21 protein-coding genes, 1 tRNA gene and 1 pseudogene are annotated in these 21,200 nt (G+C 36.3%); 11 read left to right on the forward strand and 12 right to left on the reverse strand.

All coding sequences use genetic code 11. From position 1 onward, the window contains the following. The first annotated feature begins 18 nt into the window (after window positions 1–18). The 10 genes from Q0X66_RS07765 (at window position 19) to Q0X66_RS07810 (ending at window position 6,825) form a co-directional block, all read left to right on the forward strand. Window positions 19–91 (forward strand) — tRNA-Met (locus Q0X66_RS07765). A 453-nt stretch (window positions 92–544) separates the two neighbouring features. Then, a complete protein-coding gene (locus Q0X66_RS07770) occupies window positions 545–1,528 on the forward strand; it encodes a DUF3179 domain-containing (seleno)protein (protein WP_297704950.1) in 984 nt (327 codons plus the stop codon). A 431-nt stretch (window positions 1,529–1,959) separates the two neighbouring features. Continuing rightward, window positions 1,960–2,523: a DinB family protein gene (locus tag Q0X66_RS07775; RefSeq protein WP_297704952.1), complete on the forward strand. Its 564-nt coding sequence runs from the start codon at window positions 1,960–1,962 to the stop codon at window positions 2,521–2,523. Between the two features lie 110 nt (window positions 2,524–2,633). Then, a complete protein-coding gene (locus tag Q0X66_RS07780; RefSeq protein ID WP_297704954.1) occupies window positions 2,634–3,071 on the forward strand; it encodes a hypothetical protein in 438 nt (145 codons plus the stop codon). 103 nt (window positions 3,072–3,174) lie between these two features. After that, window positions 3,175–3,729: a GNAT family N-acetyltransferase gene (locus tag Q0X66_RS07785; RefSeq protein ID WP_297704956.1), complete on the forward strand. Its 555-nt coding sequence runs from the start codon at window positions 3,175–3,177 to the stop codon at window positions 3,727–3,729. A 19-nt stretch (window positions 3,730–3,748) separates the two neighbouring features. After that, a complete protein-coding gene (locus tag Q0X66_RS07790) occupies window positions 3,749–4,261 on the forward strand; it encodes a GNAT family protein (protein WP_297704958.1) in 513 nt (170 codons plus the stop codon). A gap of 75 nt (window positions 4,262–4,336) precedes the next feature. Further along, on the forward strand, window positions 4,337–4,888 hold the full coding sequence (locus Q0X66_RS07795; RefSeq protein ID WP_297704960.1) for an HXXEE domain-containing protein: 552 nt from the start codon (window positions 4,337–4,339) through the stop codon (window positions 4,886–4,888). 284 nt (window positions 4,889–5,172) lie between these two features. Next, a complete protein-coding gene (locus tag Q0X66_RS07800; protein ID WP_297705089.1) occupies window positions 5,173–5,679 on the forward strand; it encodes a RidA family protein in 507 nt (168 codons plus the stop codon). A 76-nt stretch (window positions 5,680–5,755) separates the two neighbouring features. Beyond that, the gene (locus Q0X66_RS07805; protein WP_297704962.1) at window positions 5,756–6,130 is read left to right on the forward strand and encodes a VOC family protein; all 375 of its coding nucleotides are present in this window, start codon (window positions 5,756–5,758) and stop codon (window positions 6,128–6,130) included. A gap of 167 nt (window positions 6,131–6,297) precedes the next feature. Further along, window positions 6,298–6,825 (forward strand): hypothetical protein, encoded by a 528-nt coding sequence (locus Q0X66_RS07810; protein ID WP_297704965.1) that lies wholly within the window; start codon window positions 6,298–6,300, stop codon window positions 6,823–6,825. Window positions 6,826–6,926: 101 nt separating this feature from the next. Here Q0X66_RS07810 and Q0X66_RS07815 read toward each other — a convergent pair whose 3' ends face one another. The 9 genes and pseudogenes from Q0X66_RS07815 to Q0X66_RS07855 form a co-directional block, all read right to left on the reverse strand. Next, a complete protein-coding gene (locus Q0X66_RS07815; protein WP_297705093.1) occupies window positions 6,927–7,094 on the reverse strand; it encodes a hypothetical protein in 168 nt (55 codons plus the stop codon). Between the two features lie 36 nt (window positions 7,095–7,130). After that, a pseudogene (locus Q0X66_RS15920) lies at window positions 7,131–7,238 on the reverse strand (hypothetical protein); the annotation flags it as partial. 289 nt (window positions 7,239–7,527) lie between these two features. Then, window positions 7,528–7,710, reverse strand: coding sequence for a CPXCG motif-containing cysteine-rich protein (locus Q0X66_RS07825; protein WP_297704967.1), 183 nt, complete (start codon window positions 7,708–7,710; stop codon window positions 7,528–7,530). Between the two features lie 8 nt (window positions 7,711–7,718). Further along, entirely contained in the window at window positions 7,719–9,065 is a 1,347-nt protein-coding gene (locus tag Q0X66_RS07830) for a TolC family protein (protein ID WP_297704969.1), read from the reverse strand. Next, a complete protein-coding gene (locus Q0X66_RS07835) occupies window positions 9,062–12,364 on the reverse strand; it encodes an efflux RND transporter permease subunit (RefSeq protein WP_297704971.1) in 3,303 nt (1,100 codons plus the stop codon). The genes Q0X66_RS07830 and Q0X66_RS07835 overlap by 4 nt, the downstream gene beginning before the upstream one ends. Beyond that, the gene (locus Q0X66_RS07840; RefSeq protein ID WP_297704973.1) at window positions 12,361–13,494 is read right to left on the reverse strand and encodes an HlyD family efflux transporter periplasmic adaptor subunit; all 1,134 of its coding nucleotides are present in this window, start codon (window positions 13,492–13,494) and stop codon (window positions 12,361–12,363) included. Before Q0X66_RS07840 ends, Q0X66_RS07835 begins: the two co-directional genes overlap by 4 nt. A gap of 10 nt (window positions 13,495–13,504) precedes the next feature. Continuing rightward, window positions 13,505–13,969, reverse strand: a complete 465-nt coding sequence (locus Q0X66_RS07845; protein WP_297704975.1) for a MarR family transcriptional regulator — start codon at window positions 13,967–13,969, stop codon at window positions 13,505–13,507. Between the two features lie 149 nt (window positions 13,970–14,118). After that, window positions 14,119–14,997: a hypothetical protein gene (locus Q0X66_RS07850; RefSeq protein ID WP_297704977.1), complete on the reverse strand. Its 879-nt coding sequence runs from the start codon at window positions 14,995–14,997 to the stop codon at window positions 14,119–14,121. Between the two features lie 178 nt (window positions 14,998–15,175). Then, the gene (locus Q0X66_RS07855) at window positions 15,176–17,098 is read right to left on the reverse strand and encodes an ABC-F family ATP-binding cassette domain-containing protein (protein WP_297704979.1); all 1,923 of its coding nucleotides are present in this window, start codon (window positions 17,096–17,098) and stop codon (window positions 15,176–15,178) included. Window positions 17,099–17,161: 63 nt separating this feature from the next. Here Q0X66_RS07855 and Q0X66_RS07860 point away from each other — a divergent pair, with 63 nt between their 5' ends. Continuing rightward, window positions 17,162–17,548, forward strand: coding sequence for a DUF983 domain-containing protein (locus Q0X66_RS07860; protein ID WP_297704981.1), 387 nt, complete (start codon window positions 17,162–17,164; stop codon window positions 17,546–17,548). On the opposite strand, the gene Q0X66_RS07865 is transcribed toward Q0X66_RS07860, so the two are convergent. The 3 genes from Q0X66_RS07865 to gldM all read right to left on the reverse strand — a co-directional run bounded on the left by Q0X66_RS07865 (window position 17,545) and on the right by gldM (window position 21,173). Next, on the reverse strand, window positions 17,545–18,600 hold the full coding sequence (locus Q0X66_RS07865) for an FAD-binding oxidoreductase (RefSeq protein ID WP_297704983.1): 1,056 nt from the start codon (window positions 18,598–18,600) through the stop codon (window positions 17,545–17,547). The two genes, Q0X66_RS07860 and Q0X66_RS07865, sit on opposite strands and share 4 nt — an antisense overlap. 79 nt (window positions 18,601–18,679) lie before the next feature. Then, window positions 18,680–19,582: a gliding motility protein GldN gene (gene gldN / locus Q0X66_RS07870; RefSeq protein WP_297704985.1), complete on the reverse strand. Its 903-nt coding sequence runs from the start codon at window positions 19,580–19,582 to the stop codon at window positions 18,680–18,682. Between the two features lie 22 nt (window positions 19,583–19,604). Further along, on the reverse strand, window positions 19,605–21,173 hold the full coding sequence (gldM, locus tag Q0X66_RS07875) for a gliding motility protein GldM (protein WP_297704987.1): 1,569 nt from the start codon (window positions 21,171–21,173) through the stop codon (window positions 19,605–19,607). Window positions 21,174–21,200 lie beyond the last annotated feature (27 nt).

The raw sequence follows: 21,200 nt of genomic DNA on the forward strand, positions 1-21,200 counted from the left end.
AATATTGAAAGTTCACATCGCGGGGTAGAGCAGTAGGTAGCTCGTCGGGCTCATAACCCGAAGGTCGCTGGTTCGAGTCCAGTCCCCGCTACAAAGAAAGCCATCAACGAACGTTGGTGGTTTTTTTATAGAACAAACGGCCAAGCTTGCTTGAGACGTTTAGTGAAATAAAAAATAGATAGCGCAAAGCGCTATTGGCTTTCTTTGTAAAGCTACCCCCAAGGCCCATTTCGTTGCAGAGCAACGAAATGAATCCAGTCCTTGTATAAAATTCCATCCCGATAGCTATCGGGACCAAATCTCAATAAATGCACAAAGTTATGATGGCTTTCTTTGTAAAGCCATCCTCAAGGCCGCTTCCGGAACAAAGTGGAGGAAGCAATCCAGGCCCTGTATAAAATTCCAAACTTAAATTTCAAATTTCAATAGATGTAAAGAACAAAAGAGCGTTTTCGTTGTGCAAGCCTCTTAATGCCCATTTTGTAGCTCAAAAAAGTAAGCTTTAAAGTTTTTTAACGACCTAAGTTTAACAAACTCTTGCTTTATGAAAATATTATTCTTTATTCTCGGACTTGTGACTGTTCTTAGCTGTTCTAAGAACGATGCTGATATTGAAAATCAAACAGATGAATGGTCAGTGGATGTATCTGATATTACTGGTAAATTAAACCTCTTTCCGTTAATAGAAAATCCAGAATTTTCATCAGTAAAAGACACCCGATTAGATGGCAATCAATTGGTTGGAATCGTAAACTTTGGCTCACAAATAAGAGTTTATCCCTACGCACATACAAATCCATTCGAAGTTGTAAATGATGTGTCTAATGGTCAGAAATTTGCTTTTAGTTATTGTCCTATAACAAAAAGTGCCATTGCGTTTAGACGTAAAAGCATTTTTAGAGCTTCGGGACTTTTATATAAGAATAATGTTACTCCCTGGGAAAAGGATACAGAAACAATCTGGTCCCAAATGTTAGTCAAAGGCATAAATGGACCAAATATTAATAGGAGATTTAATACAATTCCAGTTGTTGAAACAACGTGGAGTACAGTAAAAGACTTCTTGCCAAATGCTAAAGTAATGAGTTTACCTGATGGCTTCTTATTTCCTGATTTTGTATCGTCCAAAACCCCAGATGAACCATCAGATGAAGAAAGTAGTGAAAACATACCAAATTCGGGGGAATTTACCTATGGTATTTTAACAAGTCAAGCAGTACATATTTTTAGATATAATGATTTTATGAATAGTAAACGAAGAGATGTTACCATTCAATCAGATAAATATCTTGTTTATGGCAATTCTGGTAAAAGAGTAATATCCGCTTTCAAAGTTTCTAGTTTTGATAGTTATCAATTATTAGAGGATGACAAATTCCCGGACATTTTTAGAGATAATAGTGGTGTTGTTTATAATTTCTTAGGTCAGGGAAGTAATGGATCAAATCTTGAAAAACCAGAAGTTGCGTATGTTGCTATTTGGAAAGCATGGCAAGATATTTTCAGTAGCTTTAAATATCAGGAATAATATTTAGCTCCTTTCACCTCTAATTATAAGAAAATGCACAAAACAGGTTTTACCTTTGTAAAACCAACCGCTCCCGGGAGCTTCTCCTTCGTAATACAATGTAGAAGGAGCTATCGGCAGGCCGATTCCGAAGCTAAACGAAGGAATCTATCCAGGCCTGATGATATCCCATCCCGATAGCAATCGGGACCAAATTACAGAAAGCATCTCCAGATATCTTTTAATGCCCTTTTAAGTACTCGGCAAATATAGCTGAAGAAGGTCTTATGTGAAACGGATAAAGAACAAGGAAAAATTTATATATCCGGAAAAGTTATAGGATAAACAGTTATTTTTATTCACATATAGTAGTTTATACTAAATTCAATGTTCTCTGTTTAGCTCGAAAAGCATTCATCAAATAGAGCACCGATAATTTTAAACATGATAATATGAAATCTCTAAATAAAAATGCTGTGTTATTAATTTTTTGTTTTTCATTCTCAGTAGTGAATGCACAGCATGAAATTAAACCTGAAAAAGGATATACGCCTCAAATCGGTTTAATGGTAGATATGCTGGAAGAATTAAAGGATCGACTTACAGAAGACATCAATGATTTAGATCAGGCGGAAACGGATTACTTATTTGACGACAAGGCTAACAGTATTGGGGCCATAATTATGCATTTGGTGGCCACCGAAGCATACACCCAGGTTGAAACTTTAGAAGAACGCACCTGGACTGTTGAAGAAAGAGAATTTTGGCTAATTGCCGCTGGTTTGGGAGCAGAATCAAGAGACAAACTAAAAGGAAAACCTATAAAATATTATTTGGATCAATGGGATCAGGTTCGGGGAAAAACACTCAAAGGTCTTAAAGCCAAAGATGATGCGTGGTTTGCAGCAACCATAGATGAGAGCATGAACAACCATTGGGCATGGTTTCATGTTTTGGAACATCAGGCCAATCATATGGGGCAGATAGCAATGGTGAAAAAGAGACTACCAGAGTAATCTGGATTTTTATATCTACAATTCATCGCTATCTTAGAACACATAACAAAAGTTCCCATTTTTAAATTAAACAATCTAGCAGGATATCTTCGAGCCATTAATAGCCCATCATGAAAAAAAGAAAAATTATTGCCTCTGTATTGATAATAATTGCGCTAATTCTTGGGTCAATATTTTTCTCGGAGATAATGTTTCCAGTGGGTTGGGAAGGCTATTTTAAAACAGAGTATTACGGCCAATTTGGACCTTTGGCCATTTGTGTTGAGCTCCTGATTGCCGGTATTTATATGTTTATCGCACATCCCAAGACCAATTTCACTATGGCTCTATTTGCATTTACGGTATTGTCGGATCTTTTCTTTAATATAATTGGACTTATTACAACACTGGTGCCTGTTTATGCGCTGGTCATTTTTTTGTGTTGTGCTGTATTGGCGCTCTGGCTGGCCTTTTCAAATGCATTTAGCCTGGGACGCATATCTTTAGCAGCAGCCTTTGGCAGTTTTATATTAGGCAATGCCGTAGAACTGTTCTTTAATTATTTATAAATAGCCTAATTGAAAATATCTATTTCAATTATTCTTTGAAATTCCATTTGTTGCCAACATTTAATTGTTTTTATCCCAATAAAGATGTACCAAATAAAAAATAATGTACAAAGAATTTGAAACGGAAAGATTACTTATTAAGCCAACTTCAGTTGAAGATGCAGAATTTATTTATCAACTTATAAATACTCCAAAGTTTATTAAATATATTGGAGATAGAGATATCAAATCTATTGAAAGTGCAAATGATTATATTAAAACCAAAATGTTACCACAGCTCAAAAGACTTGGATATTCTAATTACACAATATTTCGTAAATCAGACCATATAAAAATAGGAACTTGTGGACTTTATGATAGAGAAGGATTAGCTGGTATAGATCTTGGGTTTGCATTTCTCCCCGGATATGAAAGGAAAGGTTATGCCTTTGAATCTGCAAATAGATTGAAACAAGCGGCCTTTGAAGAATTTGAAATTAAAGAAATTAAGGCAATTACATCAAAAGAGAATATTTCCTCTCAAAGGCTTTTAGATAAATTGGGATTAGAAATGACAGGTACAATTATACTTCCAAATGAAGATGAGGAACTCTTATTGTATAAAATTCAGAAAACAGGCTGCAATACTAAGAAAACGGCATTTATTAAAACTTCCTAATCCAAAGAAAAAGCTACTATTGAAACCAAAAGAAGTAATATTAAGAGAACTCCATCTATCTGATATTTCTCAATTAGCAAAACTTGCCAATAATAAGAATATATGGGTTAATTTAAGAGATTCTTTTCCTTATCCCTATGATGAAAGTGATGCAAAGTTTTTTATAAACTTAGTAACAAATGAAAAACCTAAACAGCATTTCGGAATAGAATATGAAGGGGATCTCTGCGGGGTAGTAGGACTAGTCCTTCAGAAGGATGTTTACAGAAAATCAGCCGAAATTGGTTATTGGATTGGAGAGCCCTATTGGGGTAAAGGAATAGCCACAAAAGCTATTAAATTAATTACCAATTATGGGTTTGAAGACTTAAAATTGGACAGAATCCATGCAGGGGTCTTTGAATTTAATATTTCCTCAATGAAGGCGCTTGAGAAAAACGGATATAAAAAAGAAGGTGTTTTTAAAAAGGCAATATTCAAAAATGATAAAGTTTTAGATGAACACAGATACTTTAAGTTAAACGAATTCTAATGCTGCCTTATAAAAAAAGTTATTTTAGAAATTAGAAGATACCCATAGAGGTTCATTAAGATTAAGATAATGAAGATGAACAGGTACATATTAATCCCTTTAGTAATTGTAATCATACTAATTGCAATTTTCATAATTGTTTCTTCAACGCTTACTTCAGTAATAGTATTTATACCCGGAACAATTCTTACCTATATAGTTTATTTAAATACATTTTATAAGAAGACACCAACTCCTGAAAGGATATTACCTTTATACCTATTGTTATTGGGAATTCAATTTCTCCACTTTACTGAAGAGTATTTAACAGACTTTATTATAGAAGTACCCAAATTATTAGGTCAGGAAGCATACCCATTAGACTATTGGTTAGTCTTTAATATGGTAGCCTATTTCATTTTTATAATTGGAGGAATCTTTTTGTTTAAGCAAATAAAGGAGTTGATGATAATTCCCCTTTTTTTCATCCTTGTAGGAGTATTATTGAATTCTATTGGACATATCCTGATATCAATTTATGTTGGAGAATATTTTTCCGGACTATATACAGCTTTAATTTATATAGTAATTGGTCCTATATTAATGAAGAGAGTTTTGGATGAAACAAAAACTAGTATTAAGGCTTAGAAATATTAGAAAGAAATTAGAAGATGTTTGTTCATATTCTATAAACTCCAGGTATTCCCAATGTCGGATAGCGGATTACAACCCAGATATTCTCCCGGAATAGGATGATAACTCAGAACATTTTTTCCAATTTATTCACTGGAGTAGTTAATTTCAAAATATTTACATATGAGGCAAATAGATCTGCAAATAATATTATAGTTTTATTAACTTGGGGTTTTTAAAACGGAAAAACCAGAAACAGATTAATCATTAATCTATCAAAACAAAAAAATATGAAAAACATGAACACCATCTCCAACCGAATTAAATTTCTTGCTCCCCTATTTGTTTTTGCATTTGTAATTCAAAGCTGCAACCAGGCACCCAAAGAAGTTGAAAAAGAACAAATAGTCGAGGCAGAAAAGCCCGAGTATTTTTTGCTTCGTCCTGAAACGGAAAAAGCCTATGGGTATTCTCATGCCGTGAAAATTGGCAACGATATTAAAATATCCGGAGCTGTTAGTATGGACAACGACGGAAATCCAACCGCTGTAGGGGATTTTGAGCAACAAATGAAAAATTGCTACGCGGATCTGGATAAGATATTAAAGCATTATGGGTGCACTTTTGACGATGTTGTTGTTGAGAATGTATTTACAACTAATATGCCTTTATTTCTGGAACACGCCGCTTATAGGAATACCGTTTATACAAAGCAGTTTCCTACAGGCTCCTGGCTTGGTGTTAAGGAATTGGCATTACCCGAGTTTATGATAGAAATTGAATTGGAAGTGCATAAAAGCGAATAGATAGTTCCGTAGAGTACACTCGGAGAAGTCTTTTCGGAAAATAATATGTCCACAATCTATATCTAAACAAGTTTAAATGAATTTAAATCAAATAACTATTCCATCCCTTGATTTGACTAAATCCATTCCATTCTATGAAAAGATCGGATTAAAACTAATTGTTAAGGCCTTACCACATTACGCAAGATTTGAATGTCCTGATGGGGATAGTACTTTTTCTATACACCAAACCGAAAAACTACCTTCAGGAGATGGAATATATGTGTATTTTGAATGCGAAGATCTGGATGAGTACGTAGGTAAGTTATTTTCCAAAGGAATCGAATTTGACGAATTACCGAATGATAAACCCTGGCTATGGAGGGAGGCCAGGCTAAAAGATCCTGATGGTAATCAATTAATACTGTATTACGGAGGAGTGAACAGGAGGAATCCTCCATGGAAAATCTAGAAATTCAGCCTGGCATTGTACAGGATCTGCCAAATAATTGAATATTTCTGAATTATTTAGTAATATTTTTCTATTTTTAAATACTCCCTCGAAGACAGCACGTCCCGCCCTGTTTGTCTTATCAACCATATATTTATAAGTAAGATAAAAATTCCGATCCCTTAACTATGCCGCTATTTGACCAAAATATTTGCTTTTATGATTACCTGAAAATCCCTATTCTAATTCTTGCGCTTTTATCTTGGAGTACATTTTATTCTCAAAAAGAAAAAAATAAGGCAACTCCCTTTGTAACAGTATATGATCTGAATGGTATAAAAATATCCAAGGGTAGAATCGCCGTCCTAACGGACACTTCCCTGGTAACCGGGCCCAGAGAAAAACCCGTAACTATTGAAGTAACCAGTATTGGTTCTATAAAAACAAAACGATCAGCGGGGCATAATATCCTCATGGGTGCGGTTATAGGCACAGGAACCGGAGCAATTTTGGGGTTCGCAACAGGCGGTGAAGGTGAATGGTGGGGCAAAGGTGAGGGTGCTGGTGGTTTTGGATTTATTTTTGGAGCCGTGGGTGCAGGAATAGGTGCAATCACGGCAATTTTTAAAAAAACAAATACCTTTTCAATTGACGGTGATACCATAAAATGGAAAGCATTCAGAGAAGCGATAGGTGAGCAAAGCCCGCTGCCTTAAAAAGGTGTTGGTAATCGTTTTTGTTAAACCCGCTGTTATATTTTTAAAGGCATTTAATATTATACCCTTATCAACGGCTTTTGAGATATATTGAACCCCTGTTATTTCCCACTTTTTTGCATCTTCCTCGTTTCCACAAAAGTGCCAACTACTTTACCACTTTTTCTAGCCAGTACAACGGCTTCTTCCATTCGTTTTACAATCTTTTCATGCCGCACCTGCTCGGAAACACTACAAGATTGAGATAAGTCATAGATGAGTAATGGCATTTTATCTCCAGCACCATTAGCTGCGAGCCCTACTACATGTTCAGAGCCAATATTAGAAGTAAAAATAGAAGCACCAACTATAAACCACCCAATATTACGACCCGCCAGGAAATAATCCTCGGTGTTCTTTTGTTTTTGCTTTATAACTCAAAATGCTACTCCAAGCAATATAATAAAGTATGCCGTAATTACTACCCAATCTAAAGAATCAAATCCTTTCATAAATTATACTTTTGATACGTATCTGTTCCAAAGAAAATGGAATTATAATTTCAGATTAAATTTTTCGCTTGTTAAAATAATCAAAACCGATTAACCTGATACCAATTTTTAATCTACCCGGAATACTAAAGTGACAATTAGAGATCAAGTAAAGAAATGAGCTTAGATAAAAATAGGCTGTTTATTGGTTCTGTATTGTTTTTAGAAGTAGTCATTGTTCCAGGTTATTGGCCCGGAAACTTTCAAGATCGTTGTTAATGAATTCTATTGATAATTCTATAGGATTACAGCATATCTCGCAATCTTCAACGTAATTCTGCCTTTGAATAGAGGGGTCCAGCAGCATTGATATTTCTTCCCAGCAATAGGGGCACTGAAAGTAGTGTTCGTACATCGAAGAGATTAAAAGTCTACATTCAATAACTGACCGGTTAATTGCAAAAGCTCTAATTCGGCTAGTTTGGCATCGTACTTTGCGAGGTTTTTGGTGGTTTGAGCAGTTAAGAGATTAATCTGAGCCTGTCTGAATTCTATTGATGTAATCCTTCCCAGTTGATATTGCTCCCTTGATCGTTCAAAATTATTCTGATTGGTAATTACTGCTTTCTCCTGGATTTGATATATCGTCAATCTATTTTCATAAGTTTCAATGGCATTCTCAATATTCCGCTCTACCTCAAGTTCAACCTGCTTTTTTAATAACTCCTGATTTTCTAAGGCTATTTTAGCATTCCTAACCTGAACAGTAGTAATTCCACCATCAAAAAGATTCCAGGTAAGGCCCGCACTTAGATTTAGATTTAAAGTGCTATTGTTGACTCCGGGAAAGAAAGCGGAGGCGGCACTTTGATTTAAATTCCAACCATATGAACCCGTTAAACCAATCACCGGTAAATACCCGGATTTACTTACTTTGACGTCATATTCGTTTATGGACAGATTCCTTTCCGTTTGGAGGAGGGCCAGGTTGTTTATTGATACATCATCAACCATCGCTTGCAATTCCAGCATCGGTATGAAAGTAATTAATGTATCTACCTCATATAAGTTTGTTACCTCCTGGTTGAGTACAACATTTAAATCGCGTTTGGTGTTTTTCAATAATCTCTGGGTATTTAGGAGAATTATACTATCATTGGTAACATCAACTTCTGCATTTAATACATCCAACTGTGTGTTTTGCCCATACTCAAATGCGTATTGGGCCCTTTTAATCCGATCCTTTGAAACCTCCAAAGCTTCTTTCTGTGCAAATTCATTTTCAGATAAACGGGCAACTTCAAAATAGATACTCAATAACTGAAGTATGGTGTTTTGGATAGTTTCCCTGGCCTGCAATTCCGTTAATTGGTACTGTTCCTTCAGCCTTTTATAATTGTATCTGCGTCCTAAGCCATCAAAAAGAATATAGTTTAAATTCAGCCCCGCATTATAGCGCTGTGCTTCGGCTTTATTAATTTCAAAATTCGGCCTGGGAATTCCATTTTCATCTACCTGGCCCGGAAATTCAATAGTAGAATCATCCCTGTTATAAGTAGCTCCGGCTGAACCCGTTAGGCTTGGTAAAAATCCAGTGTTTAATACTCCCTGATTATTATCGGCAATTTCAACAGTATTTTCGGCAAATTTTATACCAAAATTCTGCTCTAATGCGAGTGCTATGGCCTCACTTTTGGACAATAAATTCTCCTGTGCATTAGCATTAAAACTCAATGCTAATAGCACTAATACCGTATAATGTATTTTCATTTGTTTTTACCTTCTAGCTCAATTGAAGTTTCTTCTTTCTTTTCGCCATTCTCTGATCCTTTCGGCGATTCTTCAATAAGCTTGGTTACTAATTGGTTATGTTGTTGTAGTTCCTCCTTTTGTTCCTTAATGGCGCGTTCCACCTCTTCCTTGGTAACTTTATTCCCCGTTACCAACCATTTGGTATTTACCTTAACCTTATTGCTAAAAGAAAGGAAAATGGGTAACATTACCAGCGTTAGAGCAGTAGCAAAAGCTATCCCATAAGCAATTGAAATAGCCATAGGAATTAGAAACTGTGCCTGTCTGCTTTGTTCCAGAATAAGTGGCGCTAAACCAGCTATTGTAGTCAATGAAGTTAAAAAGATTGCTCGAAAACGGGAGCGCCCTGCATTATAAATGGCATCGTCAAACGACATCCCATCTCTCAGATTGTTATTAAATTTCCCTATAAGTACTAATCCATCATTCACCATAATCCCAATAAGAGCGATAACACCTAACATTGATAAAATATTGATTGGAAAATCATGAATCCAATGCCCCCATGCAACTGCAGTTAAACTAAAAGGAATCATTAAAAGAAGCATCAAAGGTTGGCTAAAACTGCGAAAAGTAAAAGCTATGGTAATATAAATTAAAAACAACACCGTAAGGCCAACAAATTGAAGGGAGCCAATAAGTTTTCCTGCTTCCCTGTTTTGACCTTCATATGAAGGTATAACAGTTGGATATTTAGCAAGAATTTTAGGCATTATTTCTGTACGCATCTCAGTCATAATATCTGTGGCACTAACTTTTTTAGCGTCCTTAAGGTCCGATGATAATTGTATTTCACGGAGACCATCTAAATGATTAATAGCAACATCTCCCCGTTCAATAGTATAAGTAGCAATTTCCTTTAATGGTATCCTACTACCATTAGGAGTAACGATTCGCATTTCATCCAAATCGGTTATTGAAGATCTGTTCTCACGATCATATCTTACCCATACCCTTATCTCATCTTGTCCTCTTTGAAATCGCTGGGCCTGAGTTCCAAAGAATCCAGCCCGAACCTGATTCATTACCGTCCTTAAATTAAGGCCCAACAAATAGGCATTCTCCTTTAGCTCCAGACGGATTTCCTTGATTCCCGCCGGATCGTTATCTGCAATATCTTTAAGGTCAGGATTATTGAGCATTGCCTGTTTTAGTTCCTCTTTAGCTCCTTTTAATTCCTCAATATTATAACCTAATAAAGAAACAGACACAGGGTCACCTCCAAAATTACCTCCTGAGCCATATATAAGGCTTTCAACACCTATTACAGGCCCTACCAATTCTCGTAGTCGATTCGTTACAAGATCTGACCGGATGGCATTCGGTCGCTCCTCTCCTGGCAATAGGTTTATAGTAAGTGTTGCAGCTGAAGAACCAGGTCCTACATTTTTTATTACATTTTTATAAAGAACTTTACCCGTACCCTGAAGATATTGTTCTGTTAATTCCTGATTGACAATTTCCGCTTTCTCTTCAATTAAGGTTATTATGGAATCTGTTATTTTTTCATTCGTGCCATTTGGCATGAGTAATTCTATCTGAACCCTATCACTTGCAATTTGAGGGAAAAAAGCAGATCTGATAATTCCCCCACCTATAGAACCGAAGGTGATAATTAGTGCAAATACGAAAAAAGAAAAAGTTAATAGTTTATATCGCAAGGCAAATTTTAATGTAGGACTATAGGCCTTATCCCGAAACCAAACCATAATCTGATCTCCACCTTTGTTGATAATTCTAAGTTTTGAGAATATTTTGGCAATACCCTTTTTTGGTCTTTTATCCTCCGCATGCAAGGCTTTAGAATGAGCCAAGTGAGCTGGTAGAATTATAAGAGCTTCTACCAATGAAACTACAAGGGTAAGTATTACAATTACAGAAACCTCTCCAAAGAATTCCCCAATCCGTCCGTCCAGAAATAAAAATATTGAGAACGCAAGCACAGTGGTAATAATTGCAGATACAATTGGAGGAAGCACTTCCATGGTCCCATCTATTGCAGCCTGAACCGGAGTTTTTCCTTTTTCGTAATGTTGATAAATATTTTCGGCTATTACAATCCCATCATCTACAAGAATACCAATAACTATAATCATCCCAAAAAGTGACAGAACATTTATTGTAACATCGAAAAAACCTGCAAAAATAAACATCCCTAAAAAGGCCACGGGCAAACCAAATGCTACCCAGAAAGCCAATCTGGTATTCAGAAATACGGATAGAAAAATAAGCACCAGAATCATACCTAATATGGCATTTTCCGTTAGTAATAACGTACGCTGTGTAAGTGTCGTAGAAAGATCACTAACCACATTTAATTGAATATTGTTATTTTTCTGGTTAAAATCTTCAATATAATTGCGAACTTTTTCAGCGGAAGAAATAAGGTCTTCGGTATTTGTGCTTGTGATAGTTGTTCGAACTGACAGGTCTCCATTGAAATATGAAGCATTTGGTGTTTCTGCAAAACGATCCCTTATAATAGCTATATCTTTCAGCCTAATTGTTTGTCCGCCCGCATCTGCACGAATGATCAGATTGGAAAGTTCATCGCCATAATAGGACCTGTTATTTGCTCTGATCAGGTATTCTTCTTCGCTGGTTTTTATATTTCCACCGGTTACCAGAATATTTGCATTGGAAACCGCAGCGGCAACTTCAGAGAAAGACAGGCCATAGGCAAGCATATTATTCTCATTTAAGGCTATTTCAATTTCTTCCTGGGGATATCCTGATATGCTAATCTGAGAAATTCCCTCAATTGTCCGTATATCATTTTCTATCTGACGAGCTATTTGTTTTAAGGTTGCCAGCGGGATATTTTCACCACTAATTGCAAAGCTTATAGTTTGTCTTATTGCTTCCAATTTTGAAACTATTAGTGGTTCCATCCCGGTTGGGAATGTAGGTACCCTGTCTACTGCATTCTTCACCTGCAACAACATAAAATCTATATCCCTTCCTTTCTCAATTTCAACATTGATATTTCCACTATTCTCTCTGGATGTAGAGGTAACCCGGTCTACGCCTTCGAGTCCTTTAAGATTATCTTCAATTTTGAGTACAATTCCTTCTTCAATTTCCTGCGGTGAAGCCCCCGGATAGATAATGTTTATTGAGATATTCTTAGAATCCGTTAAAGGAAAAAATGAAGATTTTAAGGATGTCGCTCCAACGATTCCGAAGATGAAAAACGCAATTATTATTACATTTACGGCAACGTGATATTTTATGAAATAGGAGATTACATTTCTCATTGGTTTTCCAGTTTAGCCGTATCTTCCTTATATTTTTTTACCAGCATTCCGGCATATGCACCTACAACAGGTTTAGTTAGTATAGAAATACCATTTGGGACATCTTTCAGGACAACCTTTTTATCCGAGAAATATACCGGCCTCACGTCAACAAGGTCAAGGACGGAGTCCCTTACCATAAATATTTGATCATTCTCGAGCAATAGGTTTCTATCTATTTCAATAGCATCAGTTTCTTGTTTTGCATTTAGGTTAGCTTCCAGATACATTCCCTCTATTAAATCCGGATCACTTACTTCTATAAATGCTTTAATGGTTTGTGTAGCCAAATCTATGTTCCCGTTTATCCTGGCAACAATTCCCTTATATTTTTTGTTGCGATCCAAATTAACCAGGTCTACCTCTTCGCCGAGTTTTAAAAGATCACTGAATGTCTTACTTACAGCAACCTCAAGTTCATACGTATCTGTATTTATAAATTCTCCTAATTTCTGTCCGGATCTTACAAGTGTTCCTTCAGTAACAAGAGCTTCCGTAAGTATCCCTTTAAACGGAGCCGAAATGCGGTATTTTCTAAGACGCTGTTCCTGGTTTTTAACACTGTAATAATTAGTGAGAATTCCACGTCCGGAAATAAAGAATTTTTCTTTTTCAGTAGTCATTTCCGGAAGAGGCGGTGTGGTTCTGTTCAGGTCAAATCCGCTCAAGTAAGATTGCCACTTTGGAAATACTTCAGGGTAATCCAGACGCAGATCGGGCATGATCGAAGTAATTAAATTGTATAAATTACTCTTGGCCGACTGTACACTTGCATAGTATTCAGAGGCATCTATTTTGATAATTGTTTCACCTGTTTTGTAAGGTTGTCCAGCTTTAAACAGTTTATTCCCTTTTTGGAAAACGCCCTGAACTTCAGCATAGAGTTCAACCCTCCTTTTTGCCCTTAAATTGCCATTCGCCGGGACGATAATAGCAACCGTCCCATTGGACACAGTTTCCGTAAAAACAGTTTTTACTACTTTTTCTACTTTCGCCTTTGGTCTGGATTTACTGTTAGCAATTTGTTTAGCCAAAAAAAATGAGGCTATTATAATTACAATTCCTAATATTGATAAAATTATTTTTCTCATTCCTTTACGGTTATATTTGAGCCTCTGCAGAGCTTATATTATGTTGAATGCGCTCCAAAGTTTTCTTTAGTTGTTGAATATCACTTTCTGAAATATTTCTTTCCATCAAGTCTTTAAGCTTAATTATTATCGGTCTGGTTCTTAAGAAAATTTCCTTTCCAATTTCGGTAAGGAATACCCTATTTACCCTCTTATCAACATCGTCCTGAATTCTGACTATATAATTCTTACGTTCCATTTTGGCCAGCAATCTGGCCATAGAGGACTTATCTCTAAACGTTAAGAAGGCAAGTTCATTTTGAATAAGGCCATCTTTTTCAAATAATTTTTTAAGAACTATCATTTGCTCTTTGCTCATATCCAATCCTTCCGCCTGCAATGCCTCATTTAAATAATAATCCAGCATCTTAGAGCTTACACCTATAGAACGACCTACAGATTTATCAAAATCCACTAAAATGTCTGTATTATTCATACTGCAAATATAACGCTAAAATTCATTAGTTGCATATGCAACTAATGTTAAAGTATTCTTAATTTATGTTTAATATTTTCAACTTATCTTAAAACAAAAAGGGATGCTTATTGCATCCCTTTTAATCTAACTAAAGCACAATTTAACTACTAATTTTCATCATCATCCTCAAATTTCGTATCTGCCATGCGGGTTTTAGAAAAATTGACATCCTTGAAATCTAATTTTACATCACCTTTATCATAATCAAAAACCAGAAACTCCCTGGTGTCCAAAAGTTCAAGGTTTTTATATGAATTAAATTTGTTGTTCTGAATTTGCAACACTTTAAGACTAGCCAACTGACCAAATTCTGCGGGAATCTCCCCACCTAATTGATTATTTGCAAGTACAAGTTCCTTGAGTAAAACCAGTTGTCCTAAGTTATGTGGGATTTCACCATCCAAAGTATTCTCAAAAAGTCCCAGACTTTCAAGTCTTGTAAGATTTCCAATTGAATCTGGTATATGGCCAACAAAATTATTACTGGAAAGGTTAAGTACGCGTAGGTTAACTATATTCCCTATACTATTTGGAATAGCACCAGAGAAAAAATTATTAAAAGCGGTAAGCTCCAATAAATTTTCCATGTTTCCTATCTCCTCAGGAAGATTCCCTTTAAACCTGTTCATCTCTATTTTCAGAACCTCCAGGCTTTGTAGTTGTGTAATTGTATTTGGTAACTCTCCGCTCAGCGTATTAAATGCCAGATTAAGAATTCGCAAGTGATTCAAGTTACCAATGCTCTCCGGAATAGTACCGGAAAGATTATTGCGAAATAAATTTATCTCCACGACATGATTTCCTTCAACCTTAACCCCATACCACTCTGAAACCGGTTGGTCTAAATGCCATTGCTTTAACCAGGAAGTTCCATTAGTGCTTTCATAAAGATCTAATAAAGCCATTTTTTCAGCCTTACTGACCTTTGCATTAATCACCTGATTTGCCGTTATTAAAAGAACCAGAACAAGAAGCAGCTTTTTCATTAAATGGAGATTTAAGAAATTGTTGTAACTTTAATTAAATAAAAACCTTTCATTAATAAAGAATTACCCTACAAAACTACTAATTTATATAGACAAACAACCTATATAATCGATGAAGTGCTTGTTTTTGATGTGAAAGTCCTATTTTCTGTTGTGAAAAGAAATTTAGGCCTGCATTTTATTCCCCCGTCCGACTGTTTTCAAGCTCTAAAGTAGTATTTTCCCACTTTGTCATCAACTCCTCCAGCTCCTTTTTTTTAGCCTGATAATTATCGAAAAAATCCGGAATCGCAATTGTAGTATCGTAATCCATAAGCAGATCGTGATCTATTTTAGCGATCTCCTTCTCTAATCCGGCTATGTTACTTTCAAGAGTACTTAACTTATTCTTTAGCGCCTTTAATCGTTTCTGACCTTCATAATCTGAAGGTTTGTTATTGCGTTTTTCTTTCTTTTTCTGATCGGTTTGTTTCTTTTCGATTTCCCGGAAATCTTCAACTTTCCGCTGATCAAGAAAATAATTTATGTCCCCTAAATACTCTTTTATTCTTTTTTCCTTAAACTCATAAACCTTATTGGTAAGTCCCTGCAAAAAATCGCGGTCATGCGAAACTACAATCAATGTACCCTCGAACTGTTTCAATGCCTCTTTTAAAACATGTTTAGATTTGATATCGAGATGATTTGTTGGCTCATCCATAACAAGAACATTAAAGGGTTGCAGCAACATTTTAGCTAATGCCAATCTGTTCCTTTCCCCCCCGGATAAAACTTTGACATATTTATCTACATCCTCACCACTAAAGAGAAAAGATCCCAATATATCCCTTACTTTACTCCTATTCTTCTCATTGGCAGCATCGATCATAGTGTCCAGTATGGTTTTATTGCCATCCAGATATTCCATTTGATTTTGGGCGAAATAACCTATTTCAACATTATGTCCGGATTTTAGTCTTCCCTGATATTCCAATTCCCCGACAAGAATCTTGGCTAAGGTTGTTTTACCTTGTCCATTCTGGCCCACAAAAGCTGTTTTGCTATCCCTTTCCAATATTAAGTCTACTCCGTTTAAAACTTCCTTATTACCATAACTTTTGGAAAGGTCCTCCATTTCAAATATCACTTTTCCGGGAATTACGGAAATTGGAAATCTCAATTTCATAGCACTAAGGTCATCCTGATCAACCTCAATGCGCTCCATCCTGTCCAGTTTCTTAATAAGTGATTGAGCCATAGTAGCTTTTGAGGCCTTGGCCCGAAATTTGTCTATTAAACGCTCTGTTTGTTGAATTTCTCTTTCCTGGTTCTTTTGGGCACTTAGTTGTTGTTCTTTTATTTCTCCTCTTAGCACTAAATATTTAGAATATGGCTTGTTGTAATCATAAATTCTTCCGAGGGATATTTCTATTGTTCTATTTGTAACATTATCCAAAAACATTCTATCATGAGAAACTATCACCAGTGCACCGGGATAATTTAGCAGAAATTGCTCCAGCCAAAGTATAGAATCAATATCCAAATGGTTGGTAGGCTCATCTAATAAAAGAACATCATTATTCTGCAGAAGAAGTTTAGCTAATTCTATACGCATCCGCCATCCACCGGAGAAGATATCTGTACTTTTATCAAAATCTTCCCTTTTAAAACCAAGACCTAAAAGAATTCTTTCAGTCTGTCCCTGATAATTGTAACCTCCATGAACTTCATATTGATGAGTTATATCATTCAGGTCTATAATTAATTGATTGTAAAGGTCGCTCTCGTAATCTGTTCTTTCCCCTAGTTGGAAATTTATTTGCTCCAATTTGAGTTCTAATATTTTTATTTCTGTAAAAGCCTCATAGGCCTCTTCAAGAACAGATCTTCCATACTCAAAATCAAGATCCTGTTTAAGGCAGCCAATTTTTATATCTTTTTCTGTGGCCAGTGTACCCGAATCTGGTTCCATTTCCTTAGAAAGTAATTTCAGCAAGGTAGATTTCCCCGCACCATTTTTTCCAATAAGCCCAACCCTGTCCCCTGCATTTAATCTAAACGCGATTTCTTTAAACAGGTATTCTCCTCCAAAAGAAACAGAAAGATTATGAATATTTAGCATTTTTGTGATTGGTGTTACAATTAGAAACTGTGCAAAATCGTAGTTTTGCCTAAACTTTTGCAAATGTTAAAAAAAGGAAACAAACTATACAGCATTTTAACAGGAAGTTGTCCGAGGTGCCACCGGGAAAGTATGTATTCGGTTAACAATCCTTATGTTCTGGGTTCTCTTTTTAAAATGCAGGCACGTTGTTCACACTGCAATACCAAGTACAAAATTGAGCCTTCCTTTTTCTACGGGGCAATGTACGTAAGTTATGCAGTGGGAATTGCATTTGCAATAGCGACTTTTGTCATCTCTTTTTTAATAATTGGTACTGGCTTAATAAATACATTTATTGCAATAGTAGTTACCATGGTTGTCTTTTTACCTGTAATTATTAGGCTTTCCCGAAATATATGGATCAATATCTTTATAAAATACGATCCGCGAACTGTTCATATAGATTAAACTTTAATATAGGCTTTTTCATATCTGCTAATGTCCATTTCGGGGTCTATTGACCCACCATTCTCTATATATTCATATAACTGGTTTGAAGCATAGGGGGCAATCATGACACCCCTTGACCCAAAACCATTTAATATGTAAATATGATCGAGAACAGGGTGTTTGCCCACCAAAGGCCTCCTATCAGCCACTGTGGGCCTTATTCCGGCAACATGGTTCACTATTTTATAATCACACTTTAAAAAGGTCTCAAGCTTTGTAAGGAGCTCTAATTTGGCCTCCGAAGTGGGCTCATTATTTTTATCCTTCCATTTGTAAGTGGCTCCTATTCTGTAAAGATCATTCCCCACAGGAATAATAAAAACTGAAGATTTAATTACCCTCTCTTCCTTAAGCAGCGGGGCCTTTATAGTTAAGAGTTCTCCTTTTGTTCCGTTTAGTGGTAAGTAATTAAAATACCTATTTCTTTTTATTCCAAATCCGGTAGCAAAAACAATTCTTTTGGCATTAATAGCTCCATAGGAAACACCGTTCGTACCTATCGTTAAATCATCAAAGTTGAAAGTTTCCTCATATAATAACTTTTTTTTGGATAAATATCCGGAATATGCTTTCACCAACTTCTGCGTATCTACTCTTCCGGTATGTAAGACCTCTCCAAAGCCAAAAGGTGCATTGAGACTTGGGTTGTTATTAATGAGTAGTTTTGTAGAAAGATATGGCTGTAATCTTTGTTTATCTGCTGCCTCAAACCATAGGTTTTGCTCCTCTACAGATGCAAATATTCTTAAAACCGGCACTTTATGATCCAGGGATACCCCCAGTTTATCCTCTAGCCTTTTGTAAAAGTGCTGAATCAATCCCAGTTGTTCATGAGCTTGCCAGGCAAGGTTAAATCTTTTTAAAATAACCGGATTATACAATCCTCCTGCAATATTCGATGATGTTTGAGAGTCATCATTGATCACCATGAAGGTTTTACTGTGCTCTTCAAGCCTTTCACAAAATGCTATCCCGGCCAGTCCGAGACCTACTATTAAGTAATCTACCATAGCGTAAAATTAAAAAACGCTGCACCAAATGGTGCAGCGTTTTTTAATTTATATCTGAATTGGAAATTAACGTTTGCTACTAATATGCCCACATGTCCTGTTCCCTGTCTCGTATTGTTTCCTTAATACGATCTGCTTCAAGCAACTGGAATAGCGCATTGTCTGCTATGTAATCATTAATTATGCGATCACCCTGAACATTGTCCTCTCTATAGATAAGACCATTAAAACGTCTGGCATTCAACAACATATCAAAAGATATTGGCTGCGCTGAGTTTTGCTGGTTAAAAACCTTGGCTTTATGTAATATCTCTCTGGCACTAGGATACCAAACCCAAAAAAGTTCAACTTTATTCTCATTGGGATCCATAGATTCATCATCTACAAAGTTTACGTCGGGTGCTACCGGAGCAATCCCCAGGAGTCGATACTTTAATTCGCCCCCGCGCTTATCAAAATACCATATCCCTTTGATACGATATTCTTCAATATCCGCAGCAGTAAGTTCCCTCTCGTTAACATATTCAGGTGAAAGTTGCTCACCGGCATTGATTTGCTCATATCCAAGATCTGTGGTATCTACTTTTTTCAAAGTAGCTGCCAGGTCACTGAAATTTCTTTTTTCAGTAAAATAGGAATCCACATATACGTCAATAAGCTCACCGTTTTTAATGTTTTTCAAAAAAACATCATATAACGACCTTCTGTCCGCACCAATATCTATGGTATCAAGTGGATAATACAGGGGGAAATTAACTCTTTCATCAAGATCTATTACCTCCCATACGGTCTTAGACCAAAGGATATCCCTGTCATCCACGTAGCCGTATGGCAACGGAGAATCGTTATCCGCTGCTATTTGCGCTTCTGTCTTTTTCCCAATTTCGTCAGGCAACTTGGCATTTAAAATATTAGCCTGTGCCATCATGGATATTGGTAGTAGCGCTACAGCTCCAGCAATTAAAACATTCTTCCAATTCATAAAATTATAATTTAAACTATTCTTAGTTCGTAATCTCTATAATTACCGGAGATACTTTCTTCAGTTTATAGCTTTTGTTATTCGTGATATACGCTTGAATATCGAATATCTGAAGAGCATCACCTCTTTTGGCTCTTTTTAAGGCCGATTTAGCTCTTGAATCCAGTTTGTTGCCTTTTACACTTACCGTGGGTTGACCCGGAACTTTAAATTTAAATCCGCCAATTGCAAGATTCAAGTCAAAATCGAAGTCTTCAAGTAATGCGCCAACTGTTGCAATTTCAAGATTTTTTCTAGGCATCTTTGCACTTCCGGTTTCTCCTCTAATAGATCCGGAAGGTCTTGGAATATCCTTGATTCTGAACTCAGATTTTGAGGAAACACGTTGTCCGTCAGGCAAGGTACCAGATGCGACAATTGTAACTGTTCTTCCTGTTCCCGGGTTCATGATATACTTACTGCCTTGTCTTTTCTTAAGACCTGCAGCTGATGCACTAACCTTGTTATTTGGTATTCCAGGAATAGAAATCGACATTGGGTTTGAAACCCCGCGATAAACCACATTCATCTTATCTGCTGCAATTAATGCGGCATTTGGTTTAGTGATCGTGGCAAATGTTTGAGCAACAGGAACTTCTGTTCTCTCACCATCCTGAATAAATACCAGGGTGCCGGCAATCTTGTGGTCTCCGGGTGCACCGGCGCTAACCAAAAGTTTAACCTGACCATTATCAATCTCGTAGTCCTTACCTTCAGTTAATTTTCTTCCATCTAAAGTAAGATTTACTTCATTTGGCCTTGTTGTAGCATCTTTACGACCTAATACAACCGCTCCTGAGAATCTCTCACCAGCATAAAAGGCTGATTTTTCCTGCTCTAGTAGCGTGGTATAATTAGTCATAGAGACTTCACTGGTCAACTGACCTTCTAACATAGACTTTAAAGCATCCTGCTCTGTAGCCTTAACGTCAGCTTGTATCTGCGTTATCTTAGTTAGAGAAGCAACTACTGGAAAACCTTCGAAATGATAGTTGATCCAATCCTGTTTTGTTCCATCTCTTTTCTCAACTTTACCTTTAGCATCACCAGTTTCAAATCTGGTCTGAACTGAAGCCTTAACTTCACTCATGCTTTCTGGTAAAATAGCTGAAATTTGAGTGCGATAATCAGTAATCCTTTTTAAGAATTCTTTCCCTTCAGGAGCCAGATTATCACCTTGAAAAAACTTCTGATCTAAATAATCAGACTTATCCATAACCTGATAATCCTTAGGATCTTTAATCTCGGTTAACATTTTATCTTTAAGGGCCTCCAGATAGTCATAATAACCCTGGGACAATTCCTTAATCTTTTTGGCATCTTTTAGTAGCGGACCAAATTTTTCCGCATTTTCAGATGCTTTAGTTTCTAAACCATTTAAGAACGCTAGATTGTTCTCTGTGGTTTTTGCGTTAGAAGCTTCCAGCTTTTCGTTCATAAGACCGAACGCCGCCAGAACTTCCTTGCTCATATTTAGTGCCAGCATTGCGATAAAGATCAAATACATTAAGTTGATCATCTTCTGACGTGGTGACAATTTTCCTCCTGCCATGTTTTCTAATTAGTTTTAATTAAATTT

It is taken from the genome of uncultured Eudoraea sp. (assembly GCF_947260015.1).
Lineage (GTDB): Bacteria > Bacteroidota > Bacteroidia > Flavobacteriales > Flavobacteriaceae > Eudoraea.

Bases quoted from the DNA above. Each gene is read 5' to 3' on its own strand.
- Q0X66_RS07785 (WP_297704956.1), top strand. From the start codon at position 3,175: ATGTACAAAGAATTTGAAACGGAAAGATTACTTATTAAGCCAACTTCA.
- Q0X66_RS07860 (WP_297704981.1), top strand. From the start codon at position 17,162: ATGTTAAAAAAAGGAAACAAACTATACAGCATTTTAACAGGAAGTTGT.
- Q0X66_RS07770 (WP_297704950.1), top strand. From the start codon at position 545: ATGAAAATATTATTCTTTATTCTCGGACTTGTGACTGTTCTTAGCTGT.
- Q0X66_RS07840 (WP_297704973.1), bottom strand. From the start codon at position 13,494: ATGAGAAAAATAATTTTATCAATATTAGGAATTGTAATTATAATAGCC.
- Q0X66_RS07805 (WP_297704962.1), top strand. From the start codon at position 5,756: ATGAATTTAAATCAAATAACTATTCCATCCCTTGATTTGACTAAATCC.
- gldN (WP_297704985.1), bottom strand. From the start codon at position 19,582: ATGAATTGGAAGAATGTTTTAATTGCTGGAGCTGTAGCGCTACTACCA.
- Q0X66_RS07845 (WP_297704975.1), bottom strand. From the start codon at position 13,969: ATGAATAATACAGACATTTTAGTGGATTTTGATAAATCTGTAGGTCGT.
- Q0X66_RS07795 (WP_297704960.1), top strand. From the start codon at position 4,337: ATGAACAGGTACATATTAATCCCTTTAGTAATTGTAATCATACTAATT.
- Q0X66_RS07780 (WP_297704954.1), top strand. From the start codon at position 2,634: ATGAAAAAAAGAAAAATTATTGCCTCTGTATTGATAATAATTGCGCTA.
- Q0X66_RS07850 (WP_297704977.1), bottom strand. From the start codon at position 14,997: ATGAAAAAGCTGCTTCTTGTTCTGGTTCTTTTAATAACGGCAAATCAG.
- Q0X66_RS07800 (WP_297705089.1), top strand. From the start codon at position 5,173: ATGAACACCATCTCCAACCGAATTAAATTTCTTGCTCCCCTATTTGTT.
- Q0X66_RS07855 (WP_297704979.1), bottom strand. From the start codon at position 17,098: ATGCTAAATATTCATAATCTTTCTGTTTCTTTTGGAGGAGAATACCTG.
- Q0X66_RS07815 (WP_297705093.1), bottom strand. From the start codon at position 7,094: ATGCCATTACTCATCTATGACTTATCTCAATCTTGTAGTGTTTCCGAG.
- Q0X66_RS07775 (WP_297704952.1), top strand. From the start codon at position 1,960: ATGAAATCTCTAAATAAAAATGCTGTGTTATTAATTTTTTGTTTTTCA.
- Q0X66_RS07825 (WP_297704967.1), bottom strand. From the start codon at position 7,710: ATGTACGAACACTACTTTCAGTGCCCCTATTGCTGGGAAGAAATATCA.
- Q0X66_RS07865 (WP_297704983.1), bottom strand. From the start codon at position 18,600: ATGGTAGATTACTTAATAGTAGGTCTCGGACTGGCCGGGATAGCATTT.
- Q0X66_RS07830 (WP_297704969.1), bottom strand. From the start codon at position 9,065: ATGAAAATACATTATACGGTATTAGTGCTATTAGCATTGAGTTTTAAT.
- Q0X66_RS07835 (WP_297704971.1), bottom strand. From the start codon at position 12,364: ATGAGAAATGTAATCTCCTATTTCATAAAATATCACGTTGCCGTAAAT.
- Q0X66_RS07810 (WP_297704965.1), top strand. From the start codon at position 6,298: ATGCCGCTATTTGACCAAAATATTTGCTTTTATGATTACCTGAAAATC.
- gldM (WP_297704987.1), bottom strand. From the start codon at position 21,173: ATGGCAGGAGGAAAATTGTCACCACGTCAGAAGATGATCAACTTAATG.